This window comes from Paenibacillus marchantiophytorum (assembly GCF_014640555.1).
Taxonomy (GTDB): domain Bacteria; phylum Bacillota; class Bacilli; order Paenibacillales; family NBRC-103111; genus Paenibacillus_E; species Paenibacillus_E marchantiophytorum.
The window spans coordinates 61,672-86,687 of the sequence record NZ_BMHE01000019.1; the positions used below are offsets into that span (position 1 = coordinate 61,672).

At 44.1% G+C, this 25,016-nt stretch carries 28 protein-coding genes; 4 read left to right on the forward strand and 24 right to left on the reverse strand.

Annotation, left to right across the window (positions count from 1 at the left end; all coding sequences use genetic code 11):
• Positions 1 to 2: 2 nt before the first annotated feature.
• The 4 genes from IEY34_RS18525 to IEY34_RS18540 form a co-directional block, all read right to left on the reverse strand.
• Positions 3 to 158, reverse strand: coding sequence for a hypothetical protein (locus IEY34_RS18525; protein WP_189013862.1), 156 nt, complete (start codon positions 156 to 158; stop codon positions 3 to 5).
• 134 nt (positions 159 to 292) lie between these two features.
• The gene (locus IEY34_RS18530; RefSeq protein ID WP_189013863.1) at positions 293 to 751 is read right to left on the reverse strand and encodes a hypothetical protein; all 459 of its coding nucleotides are present in this window, start codon (positions 749 to 751) and stop codon (positions 293 to 295) included.
• Between the two features lie 58 nt (positions 752 to 809).
• The gene (locus tag IEY34_RS18535) at positions 810 to 1,445 is read right to left on the reverse strand and encodes a trimeric intracellular cation channel family protein (RefSeq protein ID WP_189013864.1); all 636 of its coding nucleotides are present in this window, start codon (positions 1,443 to 1,445) and stop codon (positions 810 to 812) included.
• A 16-nt stretch (positions 1,446 to 1,461) separates the two neighbouring features.
• Positions 1,462 to 2,538 carry a Gfo/Idh/MocA family protein gene (locus tag IEY34_RS18540; RefSeq protein WP_189013865.1) on the reverse strand — a complete coding sequence of 359 codons (1,077 nt, stop codon included), beginning with the start codon at positions 2,536 to 2,538 and terminating at the stop codon, positions 1,462 to 1,464.
• A gap of 138 nt (positions 2,539 to 2,676) precedes the next feature.
• On the opposite strand from IEY34_RS18540, the gene IEY34_RS18545 reads away from it, so the two are divergent.
• Both IEY34_RS18545 and IEY34_RS18550 read left to right on the forward strand, forming a co-directional pair.
• A complete protein-coding gene (locus tag IEY34_RS18545; RefSeq protein WP_189013866.1) occupies positions 2,677 to 2,937 on the forward strand; it encodes a hypothetical protein in 261 nt (86 codons plus the stop codon).
• A 182-nt stretch (positions 2,938 to 3,119) separates the two neighbouring features.
• Positions 3,120 to 3,341 carry a hypothetical protein gene (locus tag IEY34_RS18550; protein WP_189013867.1) on the forward strand — a complete coding sequence of 74 codons (222 nt, stop codon included), beginning with the start codon at positions 3,120 to 3,122 and terminating at the stop codon, positions 3,339 to 3,341.
• On the opposite strand, the gene kapB is transcribed toward IEY34_RS18550, so the two are convergent.
• The 3 genes from kapB to IEY34_RS18565 are packed head-to-tail and all read right to left on the reverse strand — an operon-like array spanning position 3,338 to position 4,594.
• A complete protein-coding gene (kapB, locus tag IEY34_RS18555; RefSeq protein WP_189013869.1) occupies positions 3,338 to 3,727 on the reverse strand; it encodes a kinase-associated lipoprotein KapB in 390 nt (129 codons plus the stop codon). The two genes, IEY34_RS18550 and kapB, sit on opposite strands and share 4 nt — an antisense overlap.
• Positions 3,728 to 3,753: 26 nt before the next feature.
• Entirely contained in the window at positions 3,754 to 4,074 is a 321-nt protein-coding gene (locus IEY34_RS18560; RefSeq protein ID WP_189013871.1) for a thioredoxin family protein, read from the reverse strand.
• A gap of 1 nt (position 4,075) precedes the next feature.
• The gene (locus IEY34_RS18565; RefSeq protein ID WP_189013873.1) at positions 4,076 to 4,594 is read right to left on the reverse strand and encodes a hypothetical protein; all 519 of its coding nucleotides are present in this window, start codon (positions 4,592 to 4,594) and stop codon (positions 4,076 to 4,078) included.
• Between the two features lie 71 nt (positions 4,595 to 4,665).
• Here IEY34_RS18565 and IEY34_RS18570 point away from each other — a divergent pair, with 71 nt between their 5' ends.
• A complete protein-coding gene (locus tag IEY34_RS18570) occupies positions 4,666 to 4,878 on the forward strand; it encodes a hypothetical protein (RefSeq protein WP_189013875.1) in 213 nt (70 codons plus the stop codon).
• A 63-nt stretch (positions 4,879 to 4,941) separates the two neighbouring features.
• On the opposite strand, the gene IEY34_RS18575 is transcribed toward IEY34_RS18570, so the two are convergent.
• The 16 genes from IEY34_RS18575 to IEY34_RS18650 all read right to left on the reverse strand — a co-directional run bounded on the left by IEY34_RS18575 (position 4,942) and on the right by IEY34_RS18650 (position 22,765).
• Positions 4,942 to 6,555, reverse strand: coding sequence for an ABC-F family ATP-binding cassette domain-containing protein (locus tag IEY34_RS18575; protein WP_189013877.1), 1,614 nt, complete (start codon positions 6,553 to 6,555; stop codon positions 4,942 to 4,944).
• Positions 6,556 to 6,632: 77 nt separating this feature from the next.
• Positions 6,633 to 8,582: an ABC-F family ATP-binding cassette domain-containing protein gene (locus IEY34_RS18580; protein WP_189013879.1), complete on the reverse strand. Its 1,950-nt coding sequence runs from the start codon at positions 8,580 to 8,582 to the stop codon at positions 6,633 to 6,635.
• Positions 8,579 to 9,628 carry a M42 family metallopeptidase gene (locus tag IEY34_RS18585; protein ID WP_189013881.1) on the reverse strand — a complete coding sequence of 350 codons (1,050 nt, stop codon included), beginning with the start codon at positions 9,626 to 9,628 and terminating at the stop codon, positions 8,579 to 8,581. Before IEY34_RS18585 ends, IEY34_RS18580 begins: the two co-directional genes overlap by 4 nt.
• Positions 9,629 to 9,736: 108 nt before the next feature.
• On the reverse strand, positions 9,737 to 10,027 hold the full coding sequence (locus tag IEY34_RS18590; protein WP_189013883.1) for a Dabb family protein: 291 nt from the start codon (positions 10,025 to 10,027) through the stop codon (positions 9,737 to 9,739).
• Positions 10,028 to 10,048: 21 nt separating this feature from the next.
• A complete protein-coding gene (locus tag IEY34_RS18595; RefSeq protein ID WP_189013885.1) occupies positions 10,049 to 11,605 on the reverse strand; it encodes an ABC-F family ATP-binding cassette domain-containing protein in 1,557 nt (518 codons plus the stop codon).
• Positions 11,606 to 11,754: 149 nt separating this feature from the next.
• Positions 11,755 to 13,230, reverse strand: a complete 1,476-nt coding sequence (locus IEY34_RS18600; protein ID WP_189013887.1) for a DUF6382 domain-containing protein — start codon at positions 13,228 to 13,230, stop codon at positions 11,755 to 11,757.
• 12 nt (positions 13,231 to 13,242) lie between these two features.
• Positions 13,243 to 13,764 (reverse strand): A24 family peptidase, encoded by a 522-nt coding sequence (locus IEY34_RS18605; RefSeq protein ID WP_189013889.1) that lies wholly within the window; start codon positions 13,762 to 13,764, stop codon positions 13,243 to 13,245.
• Position 13,765: 1 nt separating this feature from the next.
• A complete protein-coding gene (locus IEY34_RS18610) occupies positions 13,766 to 14,389 on the reverse strand; it encodes a pilus assembly protein (RefSeq protein WP_189013891.1) in 624 nt (207 codons plus the stop codon).
• A 60-nt stretch (positions 14,390 to 14,449) separates the two neighbouring features.
• The gene (locus IEY34_RS18615; RefSeq protein ID WP_189013893.1) at positions 14,450 to 16,633 is read right to left on the reverse strand and encodes a hypothetical protein; all 2,184 of its coding nucleotides are present in this window, start codon (positions 16,631 to 16,633) and stop codon (positions 14,450 to 14,452) included.
• A gap of 14 nt (positions 16,634 to 16,647) precedes the next feature.
• Positions 16,648 to 17,598: a hypothetical protein gene (locus IEY34_RS18620; protein ID WP_189013895.1), complete on the reverse strand. Its 951-nt coding sequence runs from the start codon at positions 17,596 to 17,598 to the stop codon at positions 16,648 to 16,650.
• A 46-nt stretch (positions 17,599 to 17,644) separates the two neighbouring features.
• The gene (locus IEY34_RS18625) at positions 17,645 to 17,872 is read right to left on the reverse strand and encodes a Flp1 family type IVb pilin (protein WP_189013897.1); all 228 of its coding nucleotides are present in this window, start codon (positions 17,870 to 17,872) and stop codon (positions 17,645 to 17,647) included.
• Positions 17,873 to 17,883: 11 nt separating this feature from the next.
• Positions 17,884 to 18,750, reverse strand: a complete 867-nt coding sequence (locus IEY34_RS18630; RefSeq protein WP_189013899.1) for a type II secretion system F family protein — start codon at positions 18,748 to 18,750, stop codon at positions 17,884 to 17,886.
• Between the two features lie 7 nt (positions 18,751 to 18,757).
• Positions 18,758 to 19,630 (reverse strand): type II secretion system F family protein, encoded by an 873-nt coding sequence (locus IEY34_RS18635; protein ID WP_189013900.1) that lies wholly within the window; start codon positions 19,628 to 19,630, stop codon positions 18,758 to 18,760.
• Complete coding sequence (locus IEY34_RS18640) at positions 19,627 to 20,886, reverse strand: TadA family conjugal transfer-associated ATPase (RefSeq protein ID WP_189013902.1); 1,260 nt, start codon at positions 20,884 to 20,886, stop codon at positions 19,627 to 19,629. Before IEY34_RS18640 ends, IEY34_RS18635 begins: the two co-directional genes overlap by 4 nt.
• A complete protein-coding gene (locus IEY34_RS18645; protein ID WP_189013904.1) occupies positions 20,883 to 22,001 on the reverse strand; it encodes a P-loop NTPase family protein in 1,119 nt (372 codons plus the stop codon). Before IEY34_RS18645 ends, IEY34_RS18640 begins: the two co-directional genes overlap by 4 nt.
• A gap of 251 nt (positions 22,002 to 22,252) precedes the next feature.
• Positions 22,253 to 22,765, reverse strand: coding sequence for an acyl-CoA thioesterase (locus IEY34_RS18650; protein WP_189013906.1), 513 nt, complete (start codon positions 22,763 to 22,765; stop codon positions 22,253 to 22,255).
• Positions 22,766 to 22,901: 136 nt separating this feature from the next.
• Here IEY34_RS18650 and IEY34_RS18655 point away from each other — a divergent pair, with 136 nt between their 5' ends.
• Positions 22,902 to 23,384, forward strand: a complete 483-nt coding sequence (locus IEY34_RS18655; RefSeq protein WP_189013908.1) for a TspO/MBR family protein — start codon at positions 22,902 to 22,904, stop codon at positions 23,382 to 23,384.
• Here the strand turns inward: IEY34_RS18655 and IEY34_RS18660 are convergent.
• Positions 23,368 to 25,014: a serine/threonine-protein kinase gene (locus IEY34_RS18660; RefSeq protein WP_189013910.1), complete on the reverse strand. Its 1,647-nt coding sequence runs from the start codon at positions 25,012 to 25,014 to the stop codon at positions 23,368 to 23,370. The two genes, IEY34_RS18655 and IEY34_RS18660, sit on opposite strands and share 17 nt — an antisense overlap.
• Between the last annotated feature and the right edge of the window lie 2 nt (positions 25,015 to 25,016).

The following is a 25,016-nucleotide window of genomic DNA, read 5'->3' on the forward strand; positions in this document are numbered from 1 at the left end:
CATCAAGCCTTGGCCGTTTCTTTGATCTCCTGGGTATACGCAATCAGAGCAACTTCATAACCTAACTCGTCCTTCATACGCGACTCGAGGCTGCGTAGATCTTCTAGGAGATCTTCCCGCGCATCCAGATTAGCAAATTCATACGAATCTATCGGCATGATTCCCACATTCCCCCCTTCCAGATCAACTGACATAACGTTAATATGGACATTTAACCTGATTTTTACCAAAGAAAAAAAGCCTGCTGCCTTTTTGAGGCCATGCAAGCTTTTGGATAACGATATTCGGTTGATTACTCTTCCTTTTTGCGTGTTTGATCAATTTCTTCAAGCAATTTACGAACCGCTTCCGGATCTGTCACGCCGTTTTCTTTGAAGGATCGCAGCTTCTGCATTAAATCAGCAGCTATCGCTTCATCTTCTGATGCCTGCAGTTCGTGAGAAGGATCAAACCAGATATAAAATCCTTCTGGACCGTTACGCAGAAAAGAGCTGCGCCAATGCTCCGGATACGCATAGCCCTGTTCGCCAACAATCATCCCAATAACGTCATCATTCACAATAGGCAGCAAATAATGAAAGGATTCCGGTTCCCCTGTACTCGAAAAGTCGCGGTGCATATAAGCATAATGGAGATAATGTTCGCCCGTTTCGACATCTTTGGATACTTCATAGAGGTCCAGCTCCGTTTGGAGCAGCTCCTTCACCGAAGTGATGCGCGCGGCAATCACCTCTGCAGAAATCTTGTGCATGGTGGACAATGATGCTTCCAGATGAACCCCCTCCTTCCTAGCTTTGATTCAAACTAATTTAGAACTCCGACCTACGCGTTCCTTCAGGTAATGCATTTCGCAATGAACGCTTTGGCAGCTTCCATTTGTAGAAGACAGAGAGCATTCGTAAGGTTACGATTAGAACAAAGAGTACGGCAAGCTGCCAAGTTCCTTGCATCCAGCCAAGCCCGACTAATGCACCCGCGAGCATTCCCCAAACAGCATAAATCTCATCCTTGAGAACGAGCGGTTTGCGGCCTGCCAGAACATCCCGGATCATGCCTCCGCCAATCCCTGTGAGCACGGCAGCTACGATAATCGCGCTGAGCGGATGCCCCATATTCGTTGCGTAGATAGCACCTTGAATGGAGAATGCAGCAAGCCCGATGGCATCGAAAAAAGCTTCCCACGTTTTCCACATTTTGATATATCGAACAGGCATAAAGAAAACAAGTGTCATTGCGAACAAGGCAATCTGGAAATACAACCCCTGCTCCCATAGAAGAACGATCGGCTTGCCAATTAATAAGTTGCGGATAATCCCTCCGCCAAAAGCTGTCACCAGACCGAGAACATAAACGCCTAATATATCATATTCCTCTTCCATCGCAACAATGGCTCCACTCACCGCGAATGCAATTGTTCCAATGATGCTAAATAACTCCCAGTTCACTTGCTGCAGCTCCTATCTACTCGATGTTCCAGTCCAGTTTCACTTCATTGCCGGTCTGCGAAGAACGGTAAATCGCATCCAGTATTAAATTGTTCGTATAGCCAGTCATAACTGACGTAATCGGCTGTAAGCCGCTTTCAATGCACGATAGGAAATGCCGGGCCATTCTGACGCGCGGACCTTCGTCAAGCTCCGGGACTGTAAGTTCAACGTCAGCTTCACGATCAAACATTTCTGCAAAAAGCTTGCCTTTTGTTCCGCGAATGGAAGCCCCGCCCTCGGTTCCGAGAAGCTGCACATAAGGCTGGCTATCTGTTTCAATAAGCGCTGCCCAGCTAACGTCAAGCGACAAAGTAGCTCCGTTATCTAATTTGATCAAAGCGGTTGCTAAATCTTCTACATCGTAATGACCTGCCCAATTCGGCGCTCCCCAGGAGCCAATGCCCTTTTTGCGAGGACCGAATTCCGCATAAGTCGCTCCATAGACGGAAACTGGCTTGGGATTGCCCATTAAATACAGCGATAAATCCAGCATATGGACACCAAGATCGATCAGCGGTCCGCCGCCTGATTTATCCATCTGGGTAAACCAAGTTCCCCAGCCTGGAATCCCTTTTCTTCTCAACCAACCAGCTTTTGCATGATAAATATGACCAAGCGCCCCTTTTTCCGCCTGCTGTTTCACAGCCATGGATAACGTATCCCAACGCAGTTGGTGAGGTATCATCAATATCTTGCCTGCTTTGCGCTCGGCTTCCACAATCTGTTTGGCTGATGCAAGATTCAATGCCATCGGCTTCTCCAGCATCACATGTTTGCCAGCTTCCAAAGCTTGTACCGCAATTGGAGCATGCCATTCATTTGATACAGCAATCACCACAGCATCGATAGAAGGATCCGCCAACAGCTTCTCTGTACTGTAATACACGCGTTCAATACCGTGTTCTTTGGCTCTTGCTTCGGCAAGCGGCAAATAGGCATCTGTAACAGCCGTGATTTGTGCCTCGGGCACTTTTTTCAATACTTCCATATGTACATTGCCTATATTTCCTGAGCCAATAATTCCTATGCGAATTGGTTTACCAGTCGTCATTATGCTAACCTCCAGAACTAGTTCAATACAATCTTATTTATTATAAGTGTCGTTAACTTTCCTCGCAACTGGAAAGTCCAATCCTTTTCAGAGGAAAGACATATTTATATATTATCTTGGAAAAAGGAGTTGAAACCAATGGAACGTACATTAAAATCAACCAAATGTATTCCACACCATAAACGTCATACGATTCGCGAAATCGCTCACAAAAATGTGGGGCGTATCGTCGTCGTCCAGTCATTAGCTGGAACGTTTACAGGCTGTATCGTGAGTGCTCACAACACTTTCCTTCGATTGCGAGTATTCAATCCAGTCATCGGACGATTCGTCATTATCCGAATTCCCTTTGCCATTATTATCCGCATCAGACTTTTCCCTTGTAAATCTTGTAATTAATCTTTGTGGAACTAGCCCACTTTGGGCGTTCCTTTACATATAATAAGTTGCTAAAACTTTTTTAATAGTTTGTCTCAAACATATCTAACATTTGAAATGTATGCTTACTATGTAGACCGGAAGTAAGAACGAATGCTTACTAGGTCAGTTTTCCTCCGGGAAAACGTGAAGGAGGGCTTAACATGCAAGCAATTCATATTAGATTCAAAAACAAATCCATCCCGGTTCATAATTTCACACATCGCCATTCCCACATAGAGATGCTGTCGAGTAAACTGAAAGAGTTTGAGCTTCATTTTGAATTTCGCAAGAAATTAAAAATGATCTCGATGATCGAGATCATTGGCGATGTGGCTATTTTCAAATATAACGATGGCACGAAATTATATCTGGAAGTTTCCTAATTTTTTTCAGGAAAATAGTCCTTTTGCAGCTGATCAAGCTCCTGCAGAGAGCGTCGCGACCATGCTTCCATGTCCGACAGCTTACTGATTTGCGCCGATAACGCTCTCTTCAGAGAATCTTGATACTCAGGCACGTTCCCCGCATATAGACGAATCGTTGAAATTGGCATCAAAGCAATCTCTTGGTTAGCCAGTGCTCTGCGCTGATGGAAAAAAGGCACGTTTGGATCCATCGGATTATGCAAATCTCCCTGTGTTGGATGTTCCTTTACAGCCAGGATACGGACAGCCGCTTTCATACTTGTCGTCAATTCCACAACTTCACCAAAATAAGTTCCTGTTTTGTATTCCGCGGTCACTCGATCTCCTATTTGAAAACTACTCATCGTTATCCATCCCTTTCATTCGTTCGTTATGCTTTCAATAATGGCAATAATCTGCGGTACAACTCATCTACCGACTGCATGCGATACATCATTTCTTTCTCTTTCCCTGCTTCTAAAATGACTATACACGGAACACTAGTAATTTGCCACTCACGGCTGATTTGCGGAAGAAAATTGATATTGCTTTTGACAAGCGGCAAAGCAGGCTGCATCGTCATAATAATTTCTAGCATTCGCTCCGTAATTTTGCAAGTACCGCAGAATGGTGTATACAGAAATACAGCAAAAGCGCCATCATCAAGGTTGTTGACTCGGTTCAATAACGCCTGCTGGGTCAAATCTTGCATCTTAATCCTCTCTTTCATCCAACCAAAACAGACTGTCAGCCGCATAGTTAATCAGGTCCGGGAAATCATCGATCTGGCTTTCATCCACTTTACGACCAAAAGACAATGTAATTTGATTGCTGTAATAACTCGCTTGGTTTCCATATTTGTATGAAATCAACTGGGTGATTTGCGGGCGATGCTCCCAGATCAAACCTAGTTCCTCTTCAATTTGCTTGCACGCCAAGGTCGGATCATTCACTTTGGTAAACAGCTTGATGGTTAACGTACAGCCAGGCTTGGCTGTTGGGTTTTCTAAAATTTCAGCCGCCAAATCGCTTAAATGAACCTTCAAATTTATTTCCGCTTTGCTGGGCTTATCCACTTTTCTGGCAAATTCAATCGCATAAGTGCGTGACATGGAAGACAAATCAACAAGATCTTCCCGCCTTGTAATTAAAATATGACCATCCAAATCGAGATCATAAACGGCTCCTTCCAACACGACTTTGATATTGTCATAGATCGTTGGATCAAACATCTGGGCACCTTCTTTCATCTTTTCGCTGATTCGATTATACTTAGAACATACCACGTAAAGAAGGTGTTCCTATGTCAGACAAGCCACAAGATCAACAAGAAGAACAACAAGGTCCCAAAAAAGTCAGTCTAGCTGATGCAATCAAACAAAAGCTCGCCCAAAAGAAAGCCGATCAAGCTGAGGCTAGAGCCAACCCGAAAGCAGCTGGAAATGGCAATCAAAGCGGTAAAAGTCAAATGACCAAAAAAGTCAACAATCAACGTCGTCGTACTGGCGGCAGCTAAATCACGCTTTGCATGCGTCAAAAGCGCCCTGAGAGTTTCACATCAGGGCGCTTTTTTATTGGCTTACGCGTATTGCGTTTCGCGTTGTTTCTTGACATCTTCACTTTCCAGATACTCATCATACGTAAGCATTTTGTCGATAAGACCTTTTGGCGTAATTTCCATTACGCGAGTAGCGATCGTTTGGATGAACTGATGGTCATGAGACACAAACAGCATCGTGCCATCAAAATCGACAAGTCCGTTATTAAGTGCTGTGATGGACTCCAAATCCAAATGGTTCGTAGGCTCATCGAGAATAAGCACATTGGCGCCGCTTAGCATCATTTTGGAGAACATACAGCGAACTTTTTCTCCTCCGGATAGGACATTTGTTTTCTTCAAGGCTTCTTCCCCTGAGAATAACATACGGCCCAAGAATCCGCGAATGAACGATTCGTCTGGATCTTTGGAGTATTGACGCAGCCAGTCTACCAAGTTCAGTTCCGAGTTGAAGTAATCTTGGCTGTCCTTAGGGAAATACGCTTGGGAAGTGGTAACCCCCCATGTAAATGTGCCTTCATCCGCTTCCATTTCACCCATGAGGATTTTGAAAAGCGTCGTTTTGGCAATCCCATCCGGGCCTACAAAGGCAATTTTGTCCCCTTTGTTAATCGTAAACGTCAAGTTATTCAACACTTTCACGCCATCAATCGTTTTGGACAAACTCTCAACGGCAAGCAGTTGTTTACCGGCTTCACGCTCACCTTTGAAGTGGATGAACGGGTACTTACGGCTCGAAGGACGAATATCTTCAAGTGTAAGCTTCTCGAGTTGTTTCTTACGGGACGTTGCTTGTTTGGACTTGGATGCGTTCGCGCTGAAACGTGCGATAAAAGCTTCCAACTCTTTGCGTTTCTCATCGGTTTTCTTGTTGGCATCTCTCGTCAATCGAAGCGCCAATTGGCTGGATTCGTACCACCAGTCATAGTTACCGACGTACATTTGAATTTTACCAAAATCAATATCTGCGATATGCGTACATACTTGGTTCAGGAAGTGACGATCATGGGATACCACGATAACAGTGCCTTCGAAGCGGGACAAGAAGTGCTCCAGCCAACGAATCGATTCCAAGTTCAAATGGTTGGTAGGCTCATCGAGGAGAAGAATATTCGGATTACCGAACAAAGCTTGCGCCAAGAGGACACGCACTTTCTCATTGCCATCAACGTCTTTCATTTTCGTATCATGAAGGCTTGTAGGAATACCCAGTCCGATTAGAAGCTCAGCGGCATCTGATTCTGCTTGCCAGCCATCTAAATCCTGAAATTCTCCTTCAAGTTCAGCGGCTCTCATGCCATCTTCTTCGGAAAAGTCATCTTTGGCATACAGCGCATCTTTCTCTTCCATGATTTTAAATAACCGCGAGTGACCCATTACTACTGTTTTCAAAACTTCAATTTCATCAAACTCATAATGATTCTGTTTCAGAACAGCCATACGCTCGCCTGGCGTAATGCTGACTTCACCTGTATTCGGCTCGATTTCACCGGAAAGAATTTTGAGGAAAGTAGATTTCCCTGCACCGTTTGCGCCGATCAGACCATAACAGTTGCCTGGGGTAAATTTAATATTGGCGTCTTCGAATAGGGCTCTCTTGCCGTAGCGAAGCGTCACGTTATTAACATTAATCATGTGGAATACATACCTGCCTTTATAGTAGTTTGTTCTATCATATCATAGATAGGGGTCTTAAATCGAAGATTAAACAATTACTTGCGTTCTATTTCTTCAACTAACTCGGATAAATAAGTCCATCTTTCCATCGCTGCTTCCAGATCAGCCGTGGTTTGCTGCTCTTGTTCATACAAATCACGCACCCGGTCAAAATCGCTGCCGGCTGATTCGATTTGTTGCTTCAAGCTCGCTGCTTTATCTTCCAAAGCGGCAATCGTCCCTTCGATTTCGTCCCATTCCTTCTGTTCTTTGAAGGAGAGCTTCTTAGGACGGTTCGATGAGGAAGAATTGCTTGTTGTTGGAGTCGTATTGGCTGCTGACGGCGCTGATTTCGCCGCACTTGCATTGCGAATGATTTCTTTGCGCGCCTGTTCCGCTTCTTCCTCTTCGCGCTTCTCCTCCAAATAGTCGGAGTAATTGCCGATGTAAGGCTCAATACGGCCGTTGCCGTCGAATGCGAATAGATGCGAAACCGTGCGATCCAAAAAGTAACGATCATGGGATACCGTAATGACGGCACCTGGGAATTGATCCAGATAATCTTCCAGTATGGTCAAGGTTTGGATATCCAAGTCATTCGTCGGTTCATCAAGCAGCAGCACATTCGGTTCGCCCATTAGTGTACGGAGCAAATACAGTCTGCGCCGCTCGCCACCGGAGAGTTTGCCGATGGGGGACCACTGCAAAGTAGGCGAGAATAAAAAGCGTTCGAGCATCTGGGAAGCAGAAATCGACTCCCCATCAGACGTGCGAATGACCTCCGCAGCTTCCTTGATGTACTCGATAACGCGCATTTTCTCGTCCATCTCGACGTTCTCTTGCGTGTAGTAAGCAAGCTTCACGGTCGTTCCCGTCTCGATCGTGCCGCTGTCCGGCTGGATGCGCCCAGCGAGCATGTTCAGCAGCGTCGATTTGCCGCTGCCGTTCGGTCCGATGATGCCTAGACGGTCTCTGGGCATCACGATGTAGCTGAAGCCGCTCAGCAGCGGCTTCCCGCTCTCGAAAGCTTTGGTGATGGCTTCCAGCTCCATCACCTTCTTGCCAAGGCGGCTGCCAGCCAGCGCCATGTCCATCTTCTCGCCGGGACCATCCACCTTGTGGTCCCGCAAATCTTCGGCGCGATGTATCCGCGCCTTCTGTTTGGTCGTGCGCGCCTTCGCGCCGCGACGGAGCCAGGCGAGCTCGCGGCGGAGTAAATTCTGCCGCTTGTCTTCGCTGGATGCTTCGGACTCCATCCGCTCTGCTTTCTTCTCGAGGAACGACTCATAGTTGCCCTCGTAGCTGTAGATCTTGCCCCGATCCAGTTCCAGCATGCGGTTCGTTACCCGCTCCAGGAAGTACCGGTCATGGGTAACGAGCAGCAAGGCGCCGCGCCACTTGCCGAGGAATTCCTCGAGCCAGATAGCGGTCTCGTTGTCGATATGGTTCGTCGGCTCATCCAGGATGAGCAGATCGGCGGGCTGAATAAGCACGCGAGCCATGGCGACGCGTTTGCGCTGACCGCCGGAGAGCTGGCCGACGGGCTTGTCGAACTGGCTGATGCCTAGCTTCATCAGCACAGTTTTGGCCAGGGTGCTGGCTTCCCAAGCACCCTGTTCATCCATGCGCGACTGTGCTGCGAACAATCGCGATTGTTTCTTCTCGTTGGCAGCGTCCAGCTCCAACTCGGCAAGTGCAAGCTCATAGTCGCGAAGCGTCTTCATGAGCGGTGTGTCACCGTGGAACACTTGCTCAAGAACCGTAGAGTTCGGATCGAACTCTGGGTTCTGCGGCAAGTATTCCACTCGGAAATGGTTCGCGTGCACGAGTTTGCCGCGATCCGCCGTTTCGAGCCCCGCCAGCAGCTTGAGCAGCGTGGATTTGCCTGTGCCGTTCACGCCAATAAGACCGATGCGCTGCTTCTCGTTCACCGTAAACGAGATGTCGTCGAACAACACTTTTTCGCCAAATGTTTTGGTTATGTTGACTGCACTTAGTATATTCATGCTTCTACCGGCTCCATGATGTAGGCTGCAAGCAGAGCTGCTGTGTTCACTACAGCATCCATATGCGTGCGTTCCATGCTGTGTGACGCATGAACGCCCGGTCCTATCAACGCGGCGCGAATATCGCGTCCGCCTCTAAGCGCAGCGGATGCGTCTGAGCCGTATCTTGGATATATATCGACGGCATAGCCAATTTCAAGCTTCTCAGCAAGCTCAATCATTTTCGAAGTCATCTGATAATCGTAAGGACCTGAAGAGTCTTTGGCACAAATCGAAACATCTCGTTCACTGCCGCTCAAATCATCACCCAGCGCGCCCATATCAACCGCGATAAAATCAGTGATATCCTCAGGAATGAAAGCCGAACCATGCCCAACCTCTTCATAATTAGAGAAAAACAGCTTTATGGTAAACCGTGGTTTCACGGCTGCTTCTTTTATCCATTTCAGCAAACCAAATATGGAAGCAACACTAGCTTTATCATCCAAATGACGCGACTTTACGAAGCCATTTGGTTTGATTTGCACGCGTGGATCGAAAGAGATGTAATCTCCAACACGGATACCCAAAGCCTGTACTTCTTTCTTGGATGTCACGAGTTCATCGATACGAACTTCCATATTCGCTTCATCCCGTTTAAATTCTCTCGCATCCTCATAAACGTGAACAGATGGACGTGATGTCAGAATAGTCCCATCGTAGGCCTGCTCATCGCGGGTATGAATCTGAACGTACTCATTTTCAATAGCCCCCATCATAAAACCGCCTAATGAGGTGATTTTCAAAGTGCCATTATCTTTGATCGATCGAACCATAGCTCCAAGTGTATCCACATGCGAAGATATTCCGATCACACGATCCTGGCTCGTACCAGGAATGGTGACAATACCGCAGCCTTTATTTGTATATGTAAGCTCATACCCGAGTTTGCCAACTTCTTGTTGAACTTTTTGCATAATATGGTGTGTATAACCTGTCGGACTTGGAGTCCGCAGCAGCAGCTCGAGGATATCTGTCATATATGTTTGATCAAATTTGGTCTTCACTTGGGATTCCTCCCTTTTCTATAAATTAATTACTGCCCTATAAACACACAAAAACAGTGCAGCTCTTCTAAGGATACTACACTGTTCCCTTATGTTTTTCAAACTCAATTAGCTTACAAAATCGACACAAATTGAAGTGCCATCAAGAACTGTCTTCATATGAGCCTTCACTGCTTCATGAACTGGATGCGTATCATAAGACTTTAAATCCTCGAGGGAGTCGAACTTCGTGATTAACGCAATATCATAAGAACGTTCCAAGTGAAGGATATCGGTTCCGACTTCAAGATGTCTCAGCACTTCAATTTTGCCTTCCATATTGGTGAGTACATTTTTCGTTATTTCTACGGCTTCCGGACTGCGGTCTTTCAACTTAAAAAATACAACGTGAGTTAACATGAATCAATTCCCCCTATGAATTTAATTAGTTACTTTAGCAGACCATTCTTCAACATCCCAAACTCTGGTTACCCAGCCTTCATAGAATTCAGGCTCATGGCAAACTAATAAAACAGTGCCTTTATATTCTTTTAAAGCGCGCTGCAGCTCTTCTTTGGCCACGACATCCAAATGGTTTGTCGGCTCATCGAACAGCAGCCAGTTGCTTTCTCGCATCAACAATTTACAAAGACGTACTTTGGCTTGCTCACCACCGCTAAGCTTGCTCATTGCACGAGTAATGTGCTCATTTTTGAGTCCGACCCGCGCAAGCGCCCCTCGAACCTCATTCTGCGTCATCGATGAGAACTCATTCCAGACGTCATCAATCGGTGTCATATTCGGTGCTTTAACCTCTTGCTCAAAATAAGCAGGGCTCAAATAATCACCACGAAATGTTTTGCCAGTGAATGGCTCAATTTTACCTAAAATAGTTTTGAGTAGCGTAGATTTACCTACCCCATTGCATCCGACAATGGCAATCTTCTCGCCACGTTCAATGGTCACATTCATCTCTGGCAACAAGGGGCGATCATAACCGATTTGCAGTTTTTCCGCCTCAAAAACGACCCTGCTGCTTGAACGTGATTCTTTGAACACAAAGGTTGGCTTCATAGCTGTCTCTGGGCGCTCAATTCGTTCAATCTTATCCAATTGCTTCTCACGACTCTTAGCTCGTGTAGAAGTTGATGCCCGCGCTTTGTTGCGCGCGATGAAATCTTCTTGCTTTTTGATAAACTCCTGCTGCTTTTCATACGCATCAATGTGCTGTGTTTTATTCATTTCAGCCATATCCAGGAATTTCTCATAATTCGCTGTATATCTAGTTAGTTTAGTAAATTCCAAATGATAGACCACATTGACAACTTCATTCATAAATTCCGTGTCATGTGAAATCAACATAAAGGCAAATGGATAATCTTTCAGATACATTTTCAACCATTCAATATGTTCGACATCCAAATAGTTGGTAGGCTCATCTAAAAGAAGTACTGTCGGCTTCTCTAAGAGAAGTTTTGCCAAAAGAACCTTTGTACGTTGTCCCCCGCTGAGGGAGGTAACATCACGATCAAGGCCAATCGCATTAAGGCCAAGTCCGTTACCCATTTCTTCAATTTTCACATCCAACAGATAGAAGCCGCCAATCTCAAGTCGCTCTTGGATTTCACCCATTTGCTCCAAGAGTACTTCAAGCTCGTCTGGCGAGGCATCTCCCATCTTCTCAGTGATGCTCATCATTTCTTTCTCCGCCTCAAAAAGCGGCAAAAAAGCGTCACGTAAAATATCCCGAATCGTTCTACCTGGTGTCAAAACGGAATGCTGATCCAGATAACCATAATGTACCCGCGGAGTCCATTCTACTTTTCCTGTATCCTTCAAAAGCTTTCCAGTCAATATATTCATCAACGTGGACTTCCCCACGCCATTCGCTCCAACAATACCAACACGTTCACCGGCTAGCAATCGGAAGGATACATTTTTGAATAATGTACGATCACCGAAACTGTGGCTTAAATCTTCAATTGTTAAAAGACTCATCTCGTAAACACAAACCCCTGTCTGTTAGAAAATAATCGCAACGATTCGCGACTTCTTATTATAACACTGCTTCTGCCAGACAGGAAGTAGTTAAATTGCCCTCGTAAGCGCATTCACAAGAAAAATACGGATTAATGCCTCTAAATAGGCTAAATACGAAATGCCATCTCTACTTTGACAATTCTAATTTCATCTCCATCCTTCAATGGATAGGATTGATAGGTCACGAGCGCTTCTCCATTTAAATAAGTCCCATTGGTTGATCCCGTATCTTGAATCTCATAGCCCTGATCTGTTTTCGTAATTTCTGCGTGGCTCCGGGAAACACCCGCTACTTCCACAGCATAGTCAACTTTAACATTGGCCCCACCTCTTCCTATTGTAAAATGTTCGCCAGGAATTAAAATCACTTTAACTTGGCCATTGATGGACTCTTCGATTCGCGGCCCCTGCGGCTGCAGCTTTGAATCCCCAAGAAATACGGTTTGATCTGGCTGCTTGTAAGCCAACAGCGCTGTGTGCCCTGGTAAATTCCGATAATAACTTTGTGCATCTAAGGGATCCACCTCTTGTTCAGGCTCAGGTTCCAATAACTGAGAAGAGATAGTGGGATTAGCCTGTTTGGAAGCAGCCCTGTTCAGCACTGGCTGCAACATACCCACACGTTTAAAACTCGGGTACCCAAGATATCGCAATACAAACCAACCATCAATTAATAAAATGGTAACACCGCATGTCATTTGCAATGTGCTGTTGGACAGATCCGTCATGTAATTTTGCCATAGAAATGCACACAATAAGAACAATAGGCCAATCGCAGCAAGATTCGTTTTGGGATTGATTGACTTCAAAGTGAGTGTTGATCCCGCAGCTTGTTCCTTTTCTTGTTCTTCAAGCTTCGACCATGCTTCTTCCTGGGCAGCACGTAACGTTTGCCAAGAAGAACCCAAATCATGTGAATGTGGTTTAGGCAAATTTTGGATTGGTTCTACTTCTTTTATTGGTGTTTGCACTGTGGAAGCAGCATCGCAATGAATGTTTTTATTTCCCATCAACATCAGTAAAAGTTCCTTGTAGGTTTGTAAACTTAGTTGAGATTGCAATTCACGATGATCCAAAACTGCCTTTACTGCTTCCCTTTCTTCCTCCTTTACAAATAATAAAAGCTGGCTCATTAACATCTCAAGCGAAGAGATGAAAGGGGTTTCTTCACTTAGAGTTTTTAAAGGCACATAAGTCAGACTAACATTTGACCAGTCACTTCCAATAAAAATGAAATTCTTATGGAGAACAAACCCCGATTCAACCAACATATAGTTTTTGCTTGTTTCCAAAGTACTAACAATAGAAAACAGGCACTGAGCAAATTGCTGCTTTGTCAGCCCTTCAACCTTCAAAATATGAGCTAACATCCGTTTCGCCGAAAGATTGTAGTACAAACTGATATCAAAATCTAATTCTTGTATCTCCAATGGCAAGAGATTGGGAATTTTATTGGTTTCAAGCATTTTGACTTGCAGCGATGACAAATCATTCGTGTTAAGGCCAGCATCATTGTACAGTTTCATATAATGACCATGCCGGTATACAAACTCATACCTAAGTCCAAAAACTTCCTGCGCCATGATTCACCTTCCTTATAAAAACGAATAATACCAAGTGAATACTGTGCTAGGCGCAACAGCATACATAAAAGGAAACTTGGTGTTGCTCTGGCGTTTCAAAGAAAATAGGCTGTCCAATTCTTGGCAAACTATTATTGTAAATAACCAGCCAGCTAACTTATTTCCTGTAGCTAACATTCGCTTTTGAATACAAAGTAAACCAAGACCAATCGCACCAGCGCACAATATCGCAAATACGGTCAATTGCAGAACGAACATGCCCCCCATAATTGCCCCTATTGCCGTAAAGAGTTTTACGTCGCCAGCACCTAACGCACCAAGCATATAAAGGATAAACAACATCATGAAACCTATCCCTGCACCAATTAGAGCAAAGACAAACCCGCTCCAGCCGGCTGTTGCAGCGTGGAATCCCAAGCCAATAATCGTTCCGCCTATAGTCAACTTATTTGGAATTATGGCGCACCTCACATCCGATATCAACGCGATTGCGATTACTATGAAAAACAGTAAATGAATGATGGTTTCCTCCACGTTAAACACCTACCCAGGCTCGCTCATAAGCTTTCTTTCTCAAAGTGATTGTGTGACTCATAAAAGGCAGCGGAAGCTTATACGTAATTTGAGCTTCTATTCCAATAAAAGCATCCCCTCCGCTTTCCATGCTTGGCAAGGTCATAGATGAAACCTTGAAACTATCTTTTCGGATGGTTCTACGATCACAAAAGGCATAAACAATAGGTGTAAACGCCGCATACATTCGCTCTAAAATTTGGTTTTCGTAGAGATCGCTCAGCTCAGCTCCAGCTTTGCTCTCCCCAAACTCACGCTTTTCTTTTTCCCAGCGTACTAACTCCATGAGGGAGTCGGGAATATACGCCGCGTACTCCTCCGCCAAGTCTTCAGTGTTCATAACCTGAGATCTGGCTGACTTCACACGTTCAATAGCTGAATTAAGCATCTCGCCACTTGAGCTTTGATCATATTTTGTTTTAGCTTCCAACATCAGGAGTCGAAGTGGGTATAACTGGCCTGCAAAGGTTTTAGTGGCTTCGGCCACCCCTGTTTGCAAAGCCAGTTCCAATAAAGCAATCTGGATACAAATGACCATCCCAACCACAAAAGCCAAAAAGAAAGGCAGCACCAAGGAGGCTTCCAAAACAATGCTGCCTCTCTGCTCTTTGCAAAAAAATCGCATCAATATAATCCCCTCATTTCTTCAGTACGAAGCGGCGGCTGTTTGTGTAAACCGACAGCGGTTACCCTGTACTTTGCAGCCTAATAATCCCGTCCCATCTATGGCCTTCATCATTTGTGGAATGAACCAAAGTTTAATTTCACTAGCCGCATTTCCCTGTACATAGGTTATTTCGTTCAATAAATCCTTGCCTGTGTTTAGTTCAATCAGAGCCTGCAATCTAGACATCAGTTTGGAGTTTGAGCTATGCAAAAGTAGAAAAATGCGCAAATAATCTTTATATGTCAGACTTAGAGCAGATTTAGTTATTTTTGCTGATAGTTCCACGGCTTCTCCTTTCGTAAGCTTCGTCATATCCTGAAAAGCCTTTAGTGCTCCTTCCACAGCAGCTACAAGAAGCACAAGCATCGGAGAACCCACATTTAGCAGTTCTTTTTTTGGATCCAAAAGTGCTTCTACCGCGCGAATCGCCATGCGGAAAGCGAACATTTCCGCATAAGCTGAGGCGATATTCGCCTTGCATGAAGAAAATCCATACAATAAATATTCCACTTCTTGATTTGCCAAAGGATGCGAGCCAGGATCAACCAGCTCATTGGAAATTTCCGCGTTTCCTGCCGCATCCAACTCTAGCCCATACGTACGGGAATTAAATTTGGTTAAGGCATATTCATTCACGTAGAGCTCGTCCCTCAGTTTCTCAGCTGCGTTATTAAAAGCCTCCAACATCCCCATTGCCTTTAAGCTCACAGGTTCAGATTTCTCAAGGTCATAAGCAATTTCGCTGCCAACTATTGCATTTTGTGCGTTTGCTTCCCGATATTTTTGATAATATCCCACTGTGCCTCCAGGCTGTTCACCCGTACCTTGAAGACGGTTGTACATAAAGGCATCATCCCCCGTTAACGAACATCCCCCAATTGCTTCTTTCGCTTGGTCCAAAACTGCTTGAATTTGACTTTGTTGTTTCTTCTTACTCGAAGCAATGGAAACGTTTCTGTCAATCCTCTTCTTTTCTAACAAACTTTGTTCACCATAAAAATCTGTTGATGCTTTAAAGAAAGCATCATTGGCCGAATTTGCTTTAACCGTTTGGTCAGGCGAATATAGATAAATCGAAGAAATGAGTTCTTGAAACGCCGCGAATAGTGCAGCAATACTAGCTACCGAAGTTTGAAATTTATAAAAGTAATCATCTCCGATGATCGGAATATTCTGAAACACCTCATTCACTTCATTCGCTGCTCCAACAACAGTATGCTCCTCATTTATTTTGGTACGTATCTCATCGTTTCGCTGTTTAGCTATCCTAAGATCAGATTCAATTGTTTGTTGCAACTGCCGCACTGTAAGTTCATTCGCCGACACTTCCAGCTTTGTTGCCATTAAAAGGGCGGTATACTCCATTATTAATTTCAATAACGTTTCTAGGTCATTTAATTTTTGATTAAGAATTTGCAGTTGCTCCCCAAGTTCACTTTTTGATGCATGGAGCGATTGGAGCTGAAGTTTCACATTCATTATCTCTTCTCTTACTTCATCAATCGTATGTATGCCAATTTGACCAGCCAAGCGATCTAATTCCGTCATTCGTGATTGATAATAAAGATGATAAGTTGAAGCCTTCTTAACTAGCTCTTCGCTGCTCTGCCAAGCATCATCCAGCGCAGCTTCCCGCTGTTCAATGAGTTTTTCCAGCTCAGCCGCTTGTTTCGCAAATTGCGACCCTAACTGAAACGGAGCTTTAGTTCCACTTTTGCGGAACTTGTCTGTAATCTCCAGTGTATATTCAATAGGGGCCTTGATTTTCATATCTTCAAGCACTTGCCTCTGGAAGATGTTATGACTAGCTAAAGAATAGACAGGAGTAACTTGCATACTTTGATCAACAGGGCGTGTATCGACATAATGAAAGGAACCTTTCGCAGCTGCAGACGACAAATTAGCCGTAAATACTTGCCGAAATAGTTCTTCACTTTCCGGTTGAGATATCCCTAAACCATAAAGTCCTAACGTCTGGATCTCTTGATCAAACGATGACATCACAGAACGTGTCGCTGCTTTCACCGCCGATTCACTCTCCCTCTCTGCTAATTTGATACGCGCAAAATCAATGAGTACCGCTTGAAACAAAAAGATAGGAACAATAATCAGAATTAAATAGACGGTTACGGCTCCATCCTCTGAATAAAAGAGTCTTCTCAAAAACTCCCCCCTTACTAGTTATGAATGACAATCACTATGCCTTTACTTTCCAATTCTTTTCGAAATGAACTAGATGGTATCCCCTTACCATTAGCCCCCTTTTTGAAAAAATGCCAAACCACGCCTTGAATTTGCGTACCTTGTTCAATCAGTTCAATATCCTTGGGCAATTGTTCCATGCGCAGTTGAAACTCTGTCATACTATAAAAAGCTTGATGTCCTATCCCTCGAGCATCCAAGGCATCTACAGTCCTGCTCTTACCAGATAGAGTCGTTAGCACAACTTCCTTGCCCCCTACCAGCGATCTCAAATAAGCAGCGGCTTGACGTTCAGACTGAATGGTTACTGAGGGCCCTGATAGGTCGGAGCGATCCGGTTCAACCAGAGCTTCCCTCGCCTTTTGCGGAGAAATTCTTCCTTTAATAGCTTTAAAATAAGTTCGTGTAATATCCGTTAAACGTATTAGCTCGATTGGCTCCACAACATGTGAAATCCCTTTTCCGGATGTAGTCTCCGCATCGAACCATTTTTCAATAAATACAGGTATCAAGAATGGCTTATTTAACTGCACCTCAACCTGTCTATCTAAGGCGTAATTTGTAAATTTGGCCGTCCCGGTGATGCCCTGTGGCAGGATCACAGCAGATTTAGCGAGTTTTCGTTCTACAAGATTGCTACTATCCGTAGCAGGTATTGCTATTTGTGTAGTACCTCCACCGACTAACAATCCGAATAAATCTGATATCTTGTCTTGTGTCAGCCTCCAGTAAAGCCCATCCGTCTCGTTTGGAGCATAATTGCCTGTGAGAATATCTTTGTGACTGTTATCCCAAGTAAATGCAAGCCGCTCTGCGATCGTTATTGCCGTCTGTTGGATATATACTCGCTGGTACATGTAAATACCTACAAATAGAAGCGTGATTGTGCATAGTAAAATGAAAGGAAAGACGAGTGCTGCTTCCAAGGTGAAACTCCCGCGCTCACTCGAAATCAGGCTTCGATGCCTTGAACTAAGGCGCACAACTAGTCGTTGGACTTGGCGCACAGGGAGCAACAGCACTGTTATCCTTTAAGTCAGTATTTGCGTCTCCAATAAGCTTTTGAAACCACGAGACTATCCATTTTCTAAAAATAATTGCTATCGCCACTAACACAGCTACAATCAATAAAATTTCCAATGTCCCCAGCCCTTCTTCATCTTCCCAAAAGCTTTTGAATCTCCTGCTGATTGTTTCCATCTATGTTCCTCCTAATATTGTTTCATCATGAGTAAGGCAGGCGCTGCAACGATCACCATAACAATTAAGAATATAAGCACCATGGGAAAGACCAGCTTTGATGAAGCTTCTTCACCTAATGTTCTCGAAACTGATTTCCTGCGCTGCCAAAGATCTAACGAGAGGGATTGGAGCGATAGGACAAATTCATGCCCTCCTCGTTTATGATTCAACAGCAGTGTTGATGTGAATAAGGAAACTTCATGAAGCGCACATCGCTTGCTAAAATCCTCCATAACTTTCGTGAACGATACATTCATCTCTAGCTCATGGACTGCTTGGGCTAGTTCCTTATAAAGCGGTGTATCACTTTCTTGAGGCCTTGCCTCCACGCAGCGTACCCAAGCGCGGTGAACCGTTTCTCCAGCGTTTACGAGCAATACAATCGTACTTAGAACCTCAGGCAATTCAAGAATGATCATTTGCCGTTTTTTGCGAATTTTCACGTCCAAATCACGAACCATTAACACAGGGATTATAGCGGATAGCAAATAACCAAAACCCAACAAAGACGCATCTTTGCCCGCTAGAACTGAAAGTAAAGTAAATGTCATACAGATTAACGTACTAGCTGAAATCATCTCTGTCATTAACCATTTACTGCCTTGTGCAGATAGGCTTCGCCCATGTAAAGCAATTAGTCTATGATGTAATTTCGCTGTAATGTCAGGCCATTTTTCCATGACACGCAGGGTATCTATGAGAAAATAACTGTAAGGTAGTAGTAACTTCAACCGATAGGGATATTGTATTTCCTTAAGTTGTTTGACATAACGCCAACTTCCCCATAAATAGATGAGTAAACACGTGCAAATTTGTACGATAAGCAACCATATCATCCACATGTTACACCTTAATATTCATGATTTTTTGAGTTAATAGAAAGCAAGCACCTAACAGCACTAGACTAACCGTCATGATCACAATTCCACTTCCGCTATACAATGGCACCATATATTCAGGCGATGAGAAGGCCAAAACGGCAACAATAGCAATTGGAGCAAAAAGCAGTACCCTTGACTCAAAACGTTTCTGGGCAATCATGACCGATATATCTTGTGAAATCTCAAGCTTCTCCCCAATGACTGTCGCCGTTCGTTTCATAACCTCTACCAAATTGCCTCCCGTTCGTTTGCATGTCATAAATACATCCATGAAGCTTCTTACATCTTCTAAATCACTTCGATCGGCAAAATTTTTCAATGCGACTTCCAGTGGCTCGCCATTTTCAACTTTGCGACAAATAATACTGAACTCCACTACAATAAAACAAGCAGGGTCGGGATAAAGCAGCCGCAGATCCTCTAACGCCTCTCCGAATGCCGTTTCTATCGACTTACCGACTGTCATTGAGGAAGACAGACAGCCAAGCGCTTGTTTAAACTGCACATATAGCTTATTTTTACGTATTTGAATCAGTTGCTGCTTGCGAACTCGTGGAAATAGGAAGCCAGTAACCGAAAGCGCTGTGGCGAGAATAAAGCTTTTGTAAAAAATATAGCCGATGACAAACGTTGGCAGTGCCATCATCAAGATGGCATACACTTTTTCTTTGGACGTTAATTGATAGTACGTATAATCAATTAATTGATTTATGGGGGCTATGGGAGTATTCACACGGGAAGATTCAGATTTCACGATTTGCTTTCTTCGTTCGAGGTAACCGAGGAATAGCCAGCTCAGAATAGCAACAATAATAAGTATCAGAATAATTCTCATATTGACTTGCTCTCATTCTGATAGGTGATCCACTCCGGCAATTTCTTTCCGGCCATTTGGGTTTTATGCCTATTCGTTAATTTGTTGCCTGTAAAGACAAGTTCGCCAACCACTTTCCCATCTGATGTTTCACCCTTTTCTTCAAAGAGGAATAAAGGATGAAGCTGAATCTCGCCATTTGCCAGCCCCAAAACTTCATGGATCTCAGTCACTCTGCGAGAACGATCACGAATGCGGCTAATATGAACTAAAATATCGAGCGCTGAAGCGATTTGTTTGCGGATAACTTCTACAGGGAGCGGCGCACTGCTGAGCACCATTGTCTCAAGACGACTTAACATGTCTAAGGATGTATTGGAATGCCCTGAACTGAGACTTCCATCATGTCCCGTATTCATCGCAGCCAGCATATCTAATGCTTCAGCCCCCCGGACCTCCCCTACAATTATCCGATTAGGCCGCATACGAAGCGACGAACGAATCAGGTCACGTATTGTGATTTCTCCCTTTCCTTCCGTATTTGCATTTCTGGTTTCCATCCGCACCAAATTGGGCACCGTTAGAATCTGCAATTCGGCAGAGTCTTCAATCGTAATAATCCGCTCATGAGAAGGTATCCAGGCACTCAGCGCATTGAGAAATGTCGTTTTACCAGATCCTGTTCCCCCTCCAACAAATATGTTGTAACCTGACTCAACTAAAACTTGCAAAACACTAGCCGCTTCTTGCGAGATGCTGCCCATTTGAATTAAATCTTCCATGAGCAGCGGTTTCTCCGGAAACTTACGAATGGTCAAAGTTGGACCACTTAAAGAAGCTGGAGGCAGTACGATATTTACTCTGGATCCATTCTGTAAGCGTGCATCAACAATGGGAGTTGATTGATTGACGATACGATTCACTTTGGAAACAATCATTTGAATTAAATCTTCTAATTTTTCTTCGCTCTCTAACACAACAGGGTATCTTTCAACAGCCCCTTTTCTCTCAAAAAAAATGTTCTTATGACCATTGACCATGATTTCCGTTACAGAAGGATCATCAACAAGCGGTTGAAGCACATCCAATCCTCGAAAAGAATCAAAAATTCGTTTGACCGCAAGCTGCATCTCATTGGATGTCCAGCTAATCTTAACCGCAGCGCTGAATACGGAGTCCTCTATAAGCTCTACTAACTTGGCGTCACTGACTGTACTTGATAAATCTAACCGCTCTTTAACTTCCTGCTTTAATGCAAGGAAAACCTCCTGATTCATGAAGCAGCAGCTCCTTCTAAGTGGGAAGCGGACTGCGAATAACTGCGACCAAGGATGACTAAAAACATTTCGTACACCTGACCCGAAAAAATAGCAGATTGCCACACCTGTTCAGGCGAACTTAAAGATTTCCATTCAGGAATGTAAGGCAATTTACATGTCAGCTTCTTATCCAAGGCTTGCAAATCATTCATTTGAGAACCTGTATATTTATTCATTACAAAATGCACATTTGACTTCAAACCCAGCTGCTTATACAGAGCCTTCGTTTTGAAAAAATCATTCAAATCATCCCGCACTAACCACAGAATGTAATCACTTAACTCTAAACTTTTCAAGATTCTAGGATAGATCGATGATTCCAAATCAATGAGGATAAAATCATAGGCATCAAGAGCGATTAATGCCTCAACGAGCAACTTGGCATGCTCACCGCTCATTTCGTACATTTCCCTAATCTGATCATTCGCTATTAAATAATCAAAGCGCAATCTGGCATCATGTGATTTGTATAATTGCAGTTTCGGGGCTAGTGAGTCTGGTGTCGATTTCAGATAATAGAGCAGTTGAGAAAATCCGCCCGAATCACCATTCAACCATAGTGAAGCCGCGCTTATGGACTCAAGACTTAAATAGAATACCCTTTCGCCTCGTAAAGAAAGTTGCTTGGCTAAGTGCAGAGCAGTTATCGATTTCCCACTGCTGCCGCTGCTGCTATAGAAAGAAAGCACCTTTGTTCGATTGGTGAGAGCTCCCACACAAGTTTGGCTCATCTCAGCGTAAAATGCTTGAAGACGCGAAAGCATTTGTTGCAGCGACTGAAACCGATAGAGAAATGGTACTTTCGTTTCAACGTCACTGGAATTCGCAATCGTTTCACTTAAAACCATTTTGCATAAACTCGTGTTCCGATGAATCATTATGGGGTAGTATGTCTCTGACATTAATAGCACTCCATCCAACTGCTGACTTTCCATCACATCTAGGATAAATTCCGGCTTGGAAAATAACTTCACTTGCCATCGATCAGCGAACTCCGAACATCGTATGAAAGCTGCGAGCCTATCGGCATATTCAGTATCATCGTCCAATATGTACAGTTGCATTTTATTCATAATTCCCTCCCTCTATTAGGATGTGAGCTTGGTATACATCCCGCTGCCAATTAAGAGCAGGCCTGTAATCATAAGCACAATGGCGATACGCTTAATTGTTTCAGTTGTCATATACCACCCTCCTTCAAGCTCCGGAAAACAAAAAAGCACCGCTGATGGAAGAGAACGAGTCTCCACGATCAGCGGTGCTTCCGCTTGTCCGAAAAATATGTACCCAAATTATACCACATGTGACAAAAAAGACAATCTTTTTATTCCCAAGGGTAATTTACCTTAAAAAAACCAGCTAATTTCTTGCTCTCGACTCTTCGCATGCGTCTCATTTCTGCTCTCTGTGGTGCCGACTCATGTAATTTCGTTTCTTCTTCCGTTTCGGGAACCACTTGAGGCACTTCAACGGGCACCTTATTATCGTCCAAAGCAACGAATGTTAAGAAGGATGTCGCGGCAATTTTTCTAGCTCCTGTTTTCAAGTCCTCTGTGACAACCTTCACGAAAACCTCCATCGAGCTTGTCCCGGTCCATGTGACGAAAGACTCCAAGCAGACAGAATCGGAAGTATGAATGGGTGACAGAAAGTCTACGGAGTCTGTAGAGGCCGTTACAACGGACCTGCGGCAATGCTTGTGGGCGGCAATCGACGCAATGTCATCAATGTAGGACATCAGCTTACCACCGAACAACGTATTGTGATTATTTACATCTGTTGGGAAAATACGCGAAGTCTTGAAGCAGCGAGATTCTCTGGCAAAGCGTTGTTCCATCTTTAATACCCCCAATTTGCATGAAAAATTCAAAATATGAACCATCATATCACACTTATTGTGCTAATGGTTATAACTTGGGACACGTGTGTAATATAGTAATACAAGCTTGATACATTCATATGGAGGTGTTGCAATGTTTACGTTTATCGTCGTATTCCTCATTACTTATGCGCTTTTTTCCATTTCAGGTGTCCTCTTCCCAACTGATCTTGCTTACTACAGTACATTGAAAAAACCGAGTTGGAATCCACCTGCGAAGTTGTTTGGAATAGCTTGGGGGATTCTTTATGCGCTAATCTCTGCCTCAGTAGCCATCGTCTATACCAAAACGGATGGTTTTCAAGAAGCTGCAACGGGCTATGTACTTATTTTGCTCATCAACTATTTAGCTAATCAGGCATTCACCTTTTTTGAATTTAAATTAAAAGATCGACGTCTTGCCTTTATCGATACAGCTATCGTAGCAATTACCACCTTCTTCTTAATAATTGCTACGATACCCTACTCCAAATTAGCAGCATGGCTGTTAGTTCCTTACTTATTGTGGTCTTGCTTTGCTACCGTATTGGCTTGGTCGATTTATCAGCTAAATAAGGATGCTAACCGTGCTTTTTGAATTTGGAAAACCAAGATTTGGAAGGATTCACTGCTTTTTCTTTGTGTAAAATAGCCGGTGGTACAATGTGAGTAAGCAAAGGAGCTAGCGCGCGGTTGAGCTCGTCTACTATCTCAGGTTGGTCTTGGATGAACTGCCCTTTCCAAACCTGATGCCGAACTTCATCACGCGGGAGATCAGGTATCGTACATAGAGGAGCAATCGGTAGGCTTTCAACCCATTCCTGACTAACTTTGCGAGGTAAATTCCCGTTTGCTACAAAGTGAACCCTTTTTCCCCTCTTCTGATAGGTCTCAAATTTCTCCAACAAGAATCGAGAACGAGGACGATTGCATTTTCCGGGAGAACCATCAAGAACGACTATAATTTCATCCGCACTGTGACATAATTCTTGAACGGAAGCTTCTTCCCAATGAGTCGATACGTCCCAAATGACGATCGGCTTTTTAATTGTGTGTAAGAGTTTAAAGGAGTCTGCAGATTGCCAAGTGTCCGCTAGGCCATCCGGATGAATGGGAACCCAGGTCGAATAACCATCGGTCCACTCAGTTGAAGTCGGTGCCTGTTGATCCTTCACTAAGCTGTGGCTGAATTGATACCCTTTTGGCGCCTGGGTATCTCCATAGAGGAGCATGTAAAGGTCTGGTTCGATAACGGGATGCTCTACCAAGGCGTTCGGGATTCGCAGGGTATGCAAGAGCCTGGAAAGCGAAATTGCTGCAAATGTCGAACCGACACCGGCAAATAAACTGCCGATAATAATTAATTTTTCAGGGATCGCTGTCTGGTCTGCAACGTCATTTTTCGCAGGATTTGGTGTAAGAATCGTGGTATTCGGAGAATAGGTTCGAAGTCTCATTTTCACTTCCATTGCGGATTGGCAGCGATTGTGAGGTTGTTCCTGAAGTAGAAGTCCAACTGTTGAGGTTATCACTTCCGGTAAGTCAGGACATAGAAGTTCAAGAGGTTTCTGAGTAAGATAGGCAAATTGCCCACCTGAGAATAAATAGTAGAGCATCGCGCCTAGGGTAAATAAATCTGAGCGTGCATCCGTTTGAACGCCTAGAAATTGCTCCGGAGCAGCGAAACCGAGTGTACCCATTTGCACCGTATCCGACTGCTTCTCATGATGGAAATGGCGGGCTACGCCAAAATCAATTAATCGAACTTGACCGTGTTCATTCAGCATGACATTGGAGGGCTTGAGATCTCGGAAAATAATTGGCCGCGGCTGAAACGAGTGTAAATAATGAAACAAATGACAAAGCTGAAACGCGATATGCACAATTTGGGAAACAGGCAAGACCCTGCCCTTTTCTTCGAATAAGTCTTGCAAAGTAGGTCCTTGTATATAGTCCATAACCAAGAAGCCTTGCCCTGCCTCTGTCATAAAATAATCGACTAATTGCGGCAGCTGTGGATGTTGAAGTTGCGCCAGCATCTCAGCTTCTTCCAGAAAATTCGTCCTATCTTCTTCCATGGAAAAGCATTCTTTCACAGCCCATTTCTTTCCTTTGAGTTTCAAATCTTCGGCCAGATACACATGACTCATTCCGCCTTGTCCAAGCAAGGCCTCTAATTGATACCGCCCCTCTAAGCATGTACCCAGCAAATTTTTATGGCTTGTCACAA

Coding starts and splice junctions, on each gene's coding strand:
- IEY34_RS18525 (WP_189013862.1), bottom strand. CDS start 158: ATGCCGATAGATTCGTATGAATTTGCTAATCTGGATGCGCGGGAAGAT.
- IEY34_RS18530 (WP_189013863.1), bottom strand. CDS start 751: ATGCACAAGATTTCTGCAGAGGTGATTGCCGCGCGCATCACTTCGGTG.
- IEY34_RS18540 (WP_189013865.1), bottom strand. CDS start 2,538: ATGACGACTGGTAAACCAATTCGCATAGGAATTATTGGCTCAGGAAAT.
- IEY34_RS18545 (WP_189013866.1), top strand. CDS start 2,677: ATGGAACGTACATTAAAATCAACCAAATGTATTCCACACCATAAACGT.
- IEY34_RS18550 (WP_189013867.1), top strand. CDS start 3,120: ATGCAAGCAATTCATATTAGATTCAAAAACAAATCCATCCCGGTTCAT.
- kapB (WP_189013869.1), bottom strand. CDS start 3,727: ATGAGTAGTTTTCAAATAGGAGATCGAGTGACCGCGGAATACAAAACA.
- IEY34_RS18560 (WP_189013871.1), bottom strand. CDS start 4,074: ATGCAAGATTTGACCCAGCAGGCGTTATTGAACCGAGTCAACAACCTT.
- IEY34_RS18565 (WP_189013873.1), bottom strand. CDS start 4,594: ATGTTTGATCCAACGATCTATGACAATATCAAAGTCGTGTTGGAAGGA.
- IEY34_RS18570 (WP_189013875.1), top strand. CDS start 4,666: ATGTCAGACAAGCCACAAGATCAACAAGAAGAACAACAAGGTCCCAAA.
- IEY34_RS18575 (WP_189013877.1), bottom strand. CDS start 6,555: ATGATTAATGTTAATAACGTGACGCTTCGCTACGGCAAGAGAGCCCTA.
- IEY34_RS18580 (WP_189013879.1), bottom strand. CDS start 8,582: ATGAATATACTAAGTGCAGTCAACATAACCAAAACATTTGGCGAAAAA.
- IEY34_RS18590 (WP_189013883.1), bottom strand. CDS start 10,027: ATGTTAACTCACGTTGTATTTTTTAAGTTGAAAGACCGCAGTCCGGAA.
- IEY34_RS18595 (WP_189013885.1), bottom strand. CDS start 11,605: ATGAGTCTTTTAACAATTGAAGATTTAAGCCACAGTTTCGGTGATCGT.
- IEY34_RS18600 (WP_189013887.1), bottom strand. CDS start 13,230: ATGGCGCAGGAAGTTTTTGGACTTAGGTATGAGTTTGTATACCGGCAT.
- IEY34_RS18625 (WP_189013897.1), bottom strand. CDS start 17,872: ATGGAAACAATCAGCAGGAGATTCAAAAGCTTTTGGGAAGATGAAGAA.
- IEY34_RS18630 (WP_189013899.1), bottom strand. CDS start 18,750: ATGATATGGTTGCTTATCGTACAAATTTGCACGTGTTTACTCATCTAT.
- IEY34_RS18635 (WP_189013900.1), bottom strand. CDS start 19,630: ATGAGAATTATTCTGATACTTATTATTGTTGCTATTCTGAGCTGGCTA.
- IEY34_RS18640 (WP_189013902.1), bottom strand. CDS start 20,886: ATGAATCAGGAGGTTTTCCTTGCATTAAAGCAGGAAGTTAAAGAGCGG.
- IEY34_RS18645 (WP_189013904.1), bottom strand. CDS start 22,001: ATGAATAAAATGCAACTGTACATATTGGACGATGATACTGAATATGCC.
- IEY34_RS18650 (WP_189013906.1), bottom strand. CDS start 22,765: ATGGAACAACGCTTTGCCAGAGAATCTCGCTGCTTCAAGACTTCGCGT.
- IEY34_RS18655 (WP_189013908.1), top strand. CDS start 22,902: ATGTTTACGTTTATCGTCGTATTCCTCATTACTTATGCGCTTTTTTCC.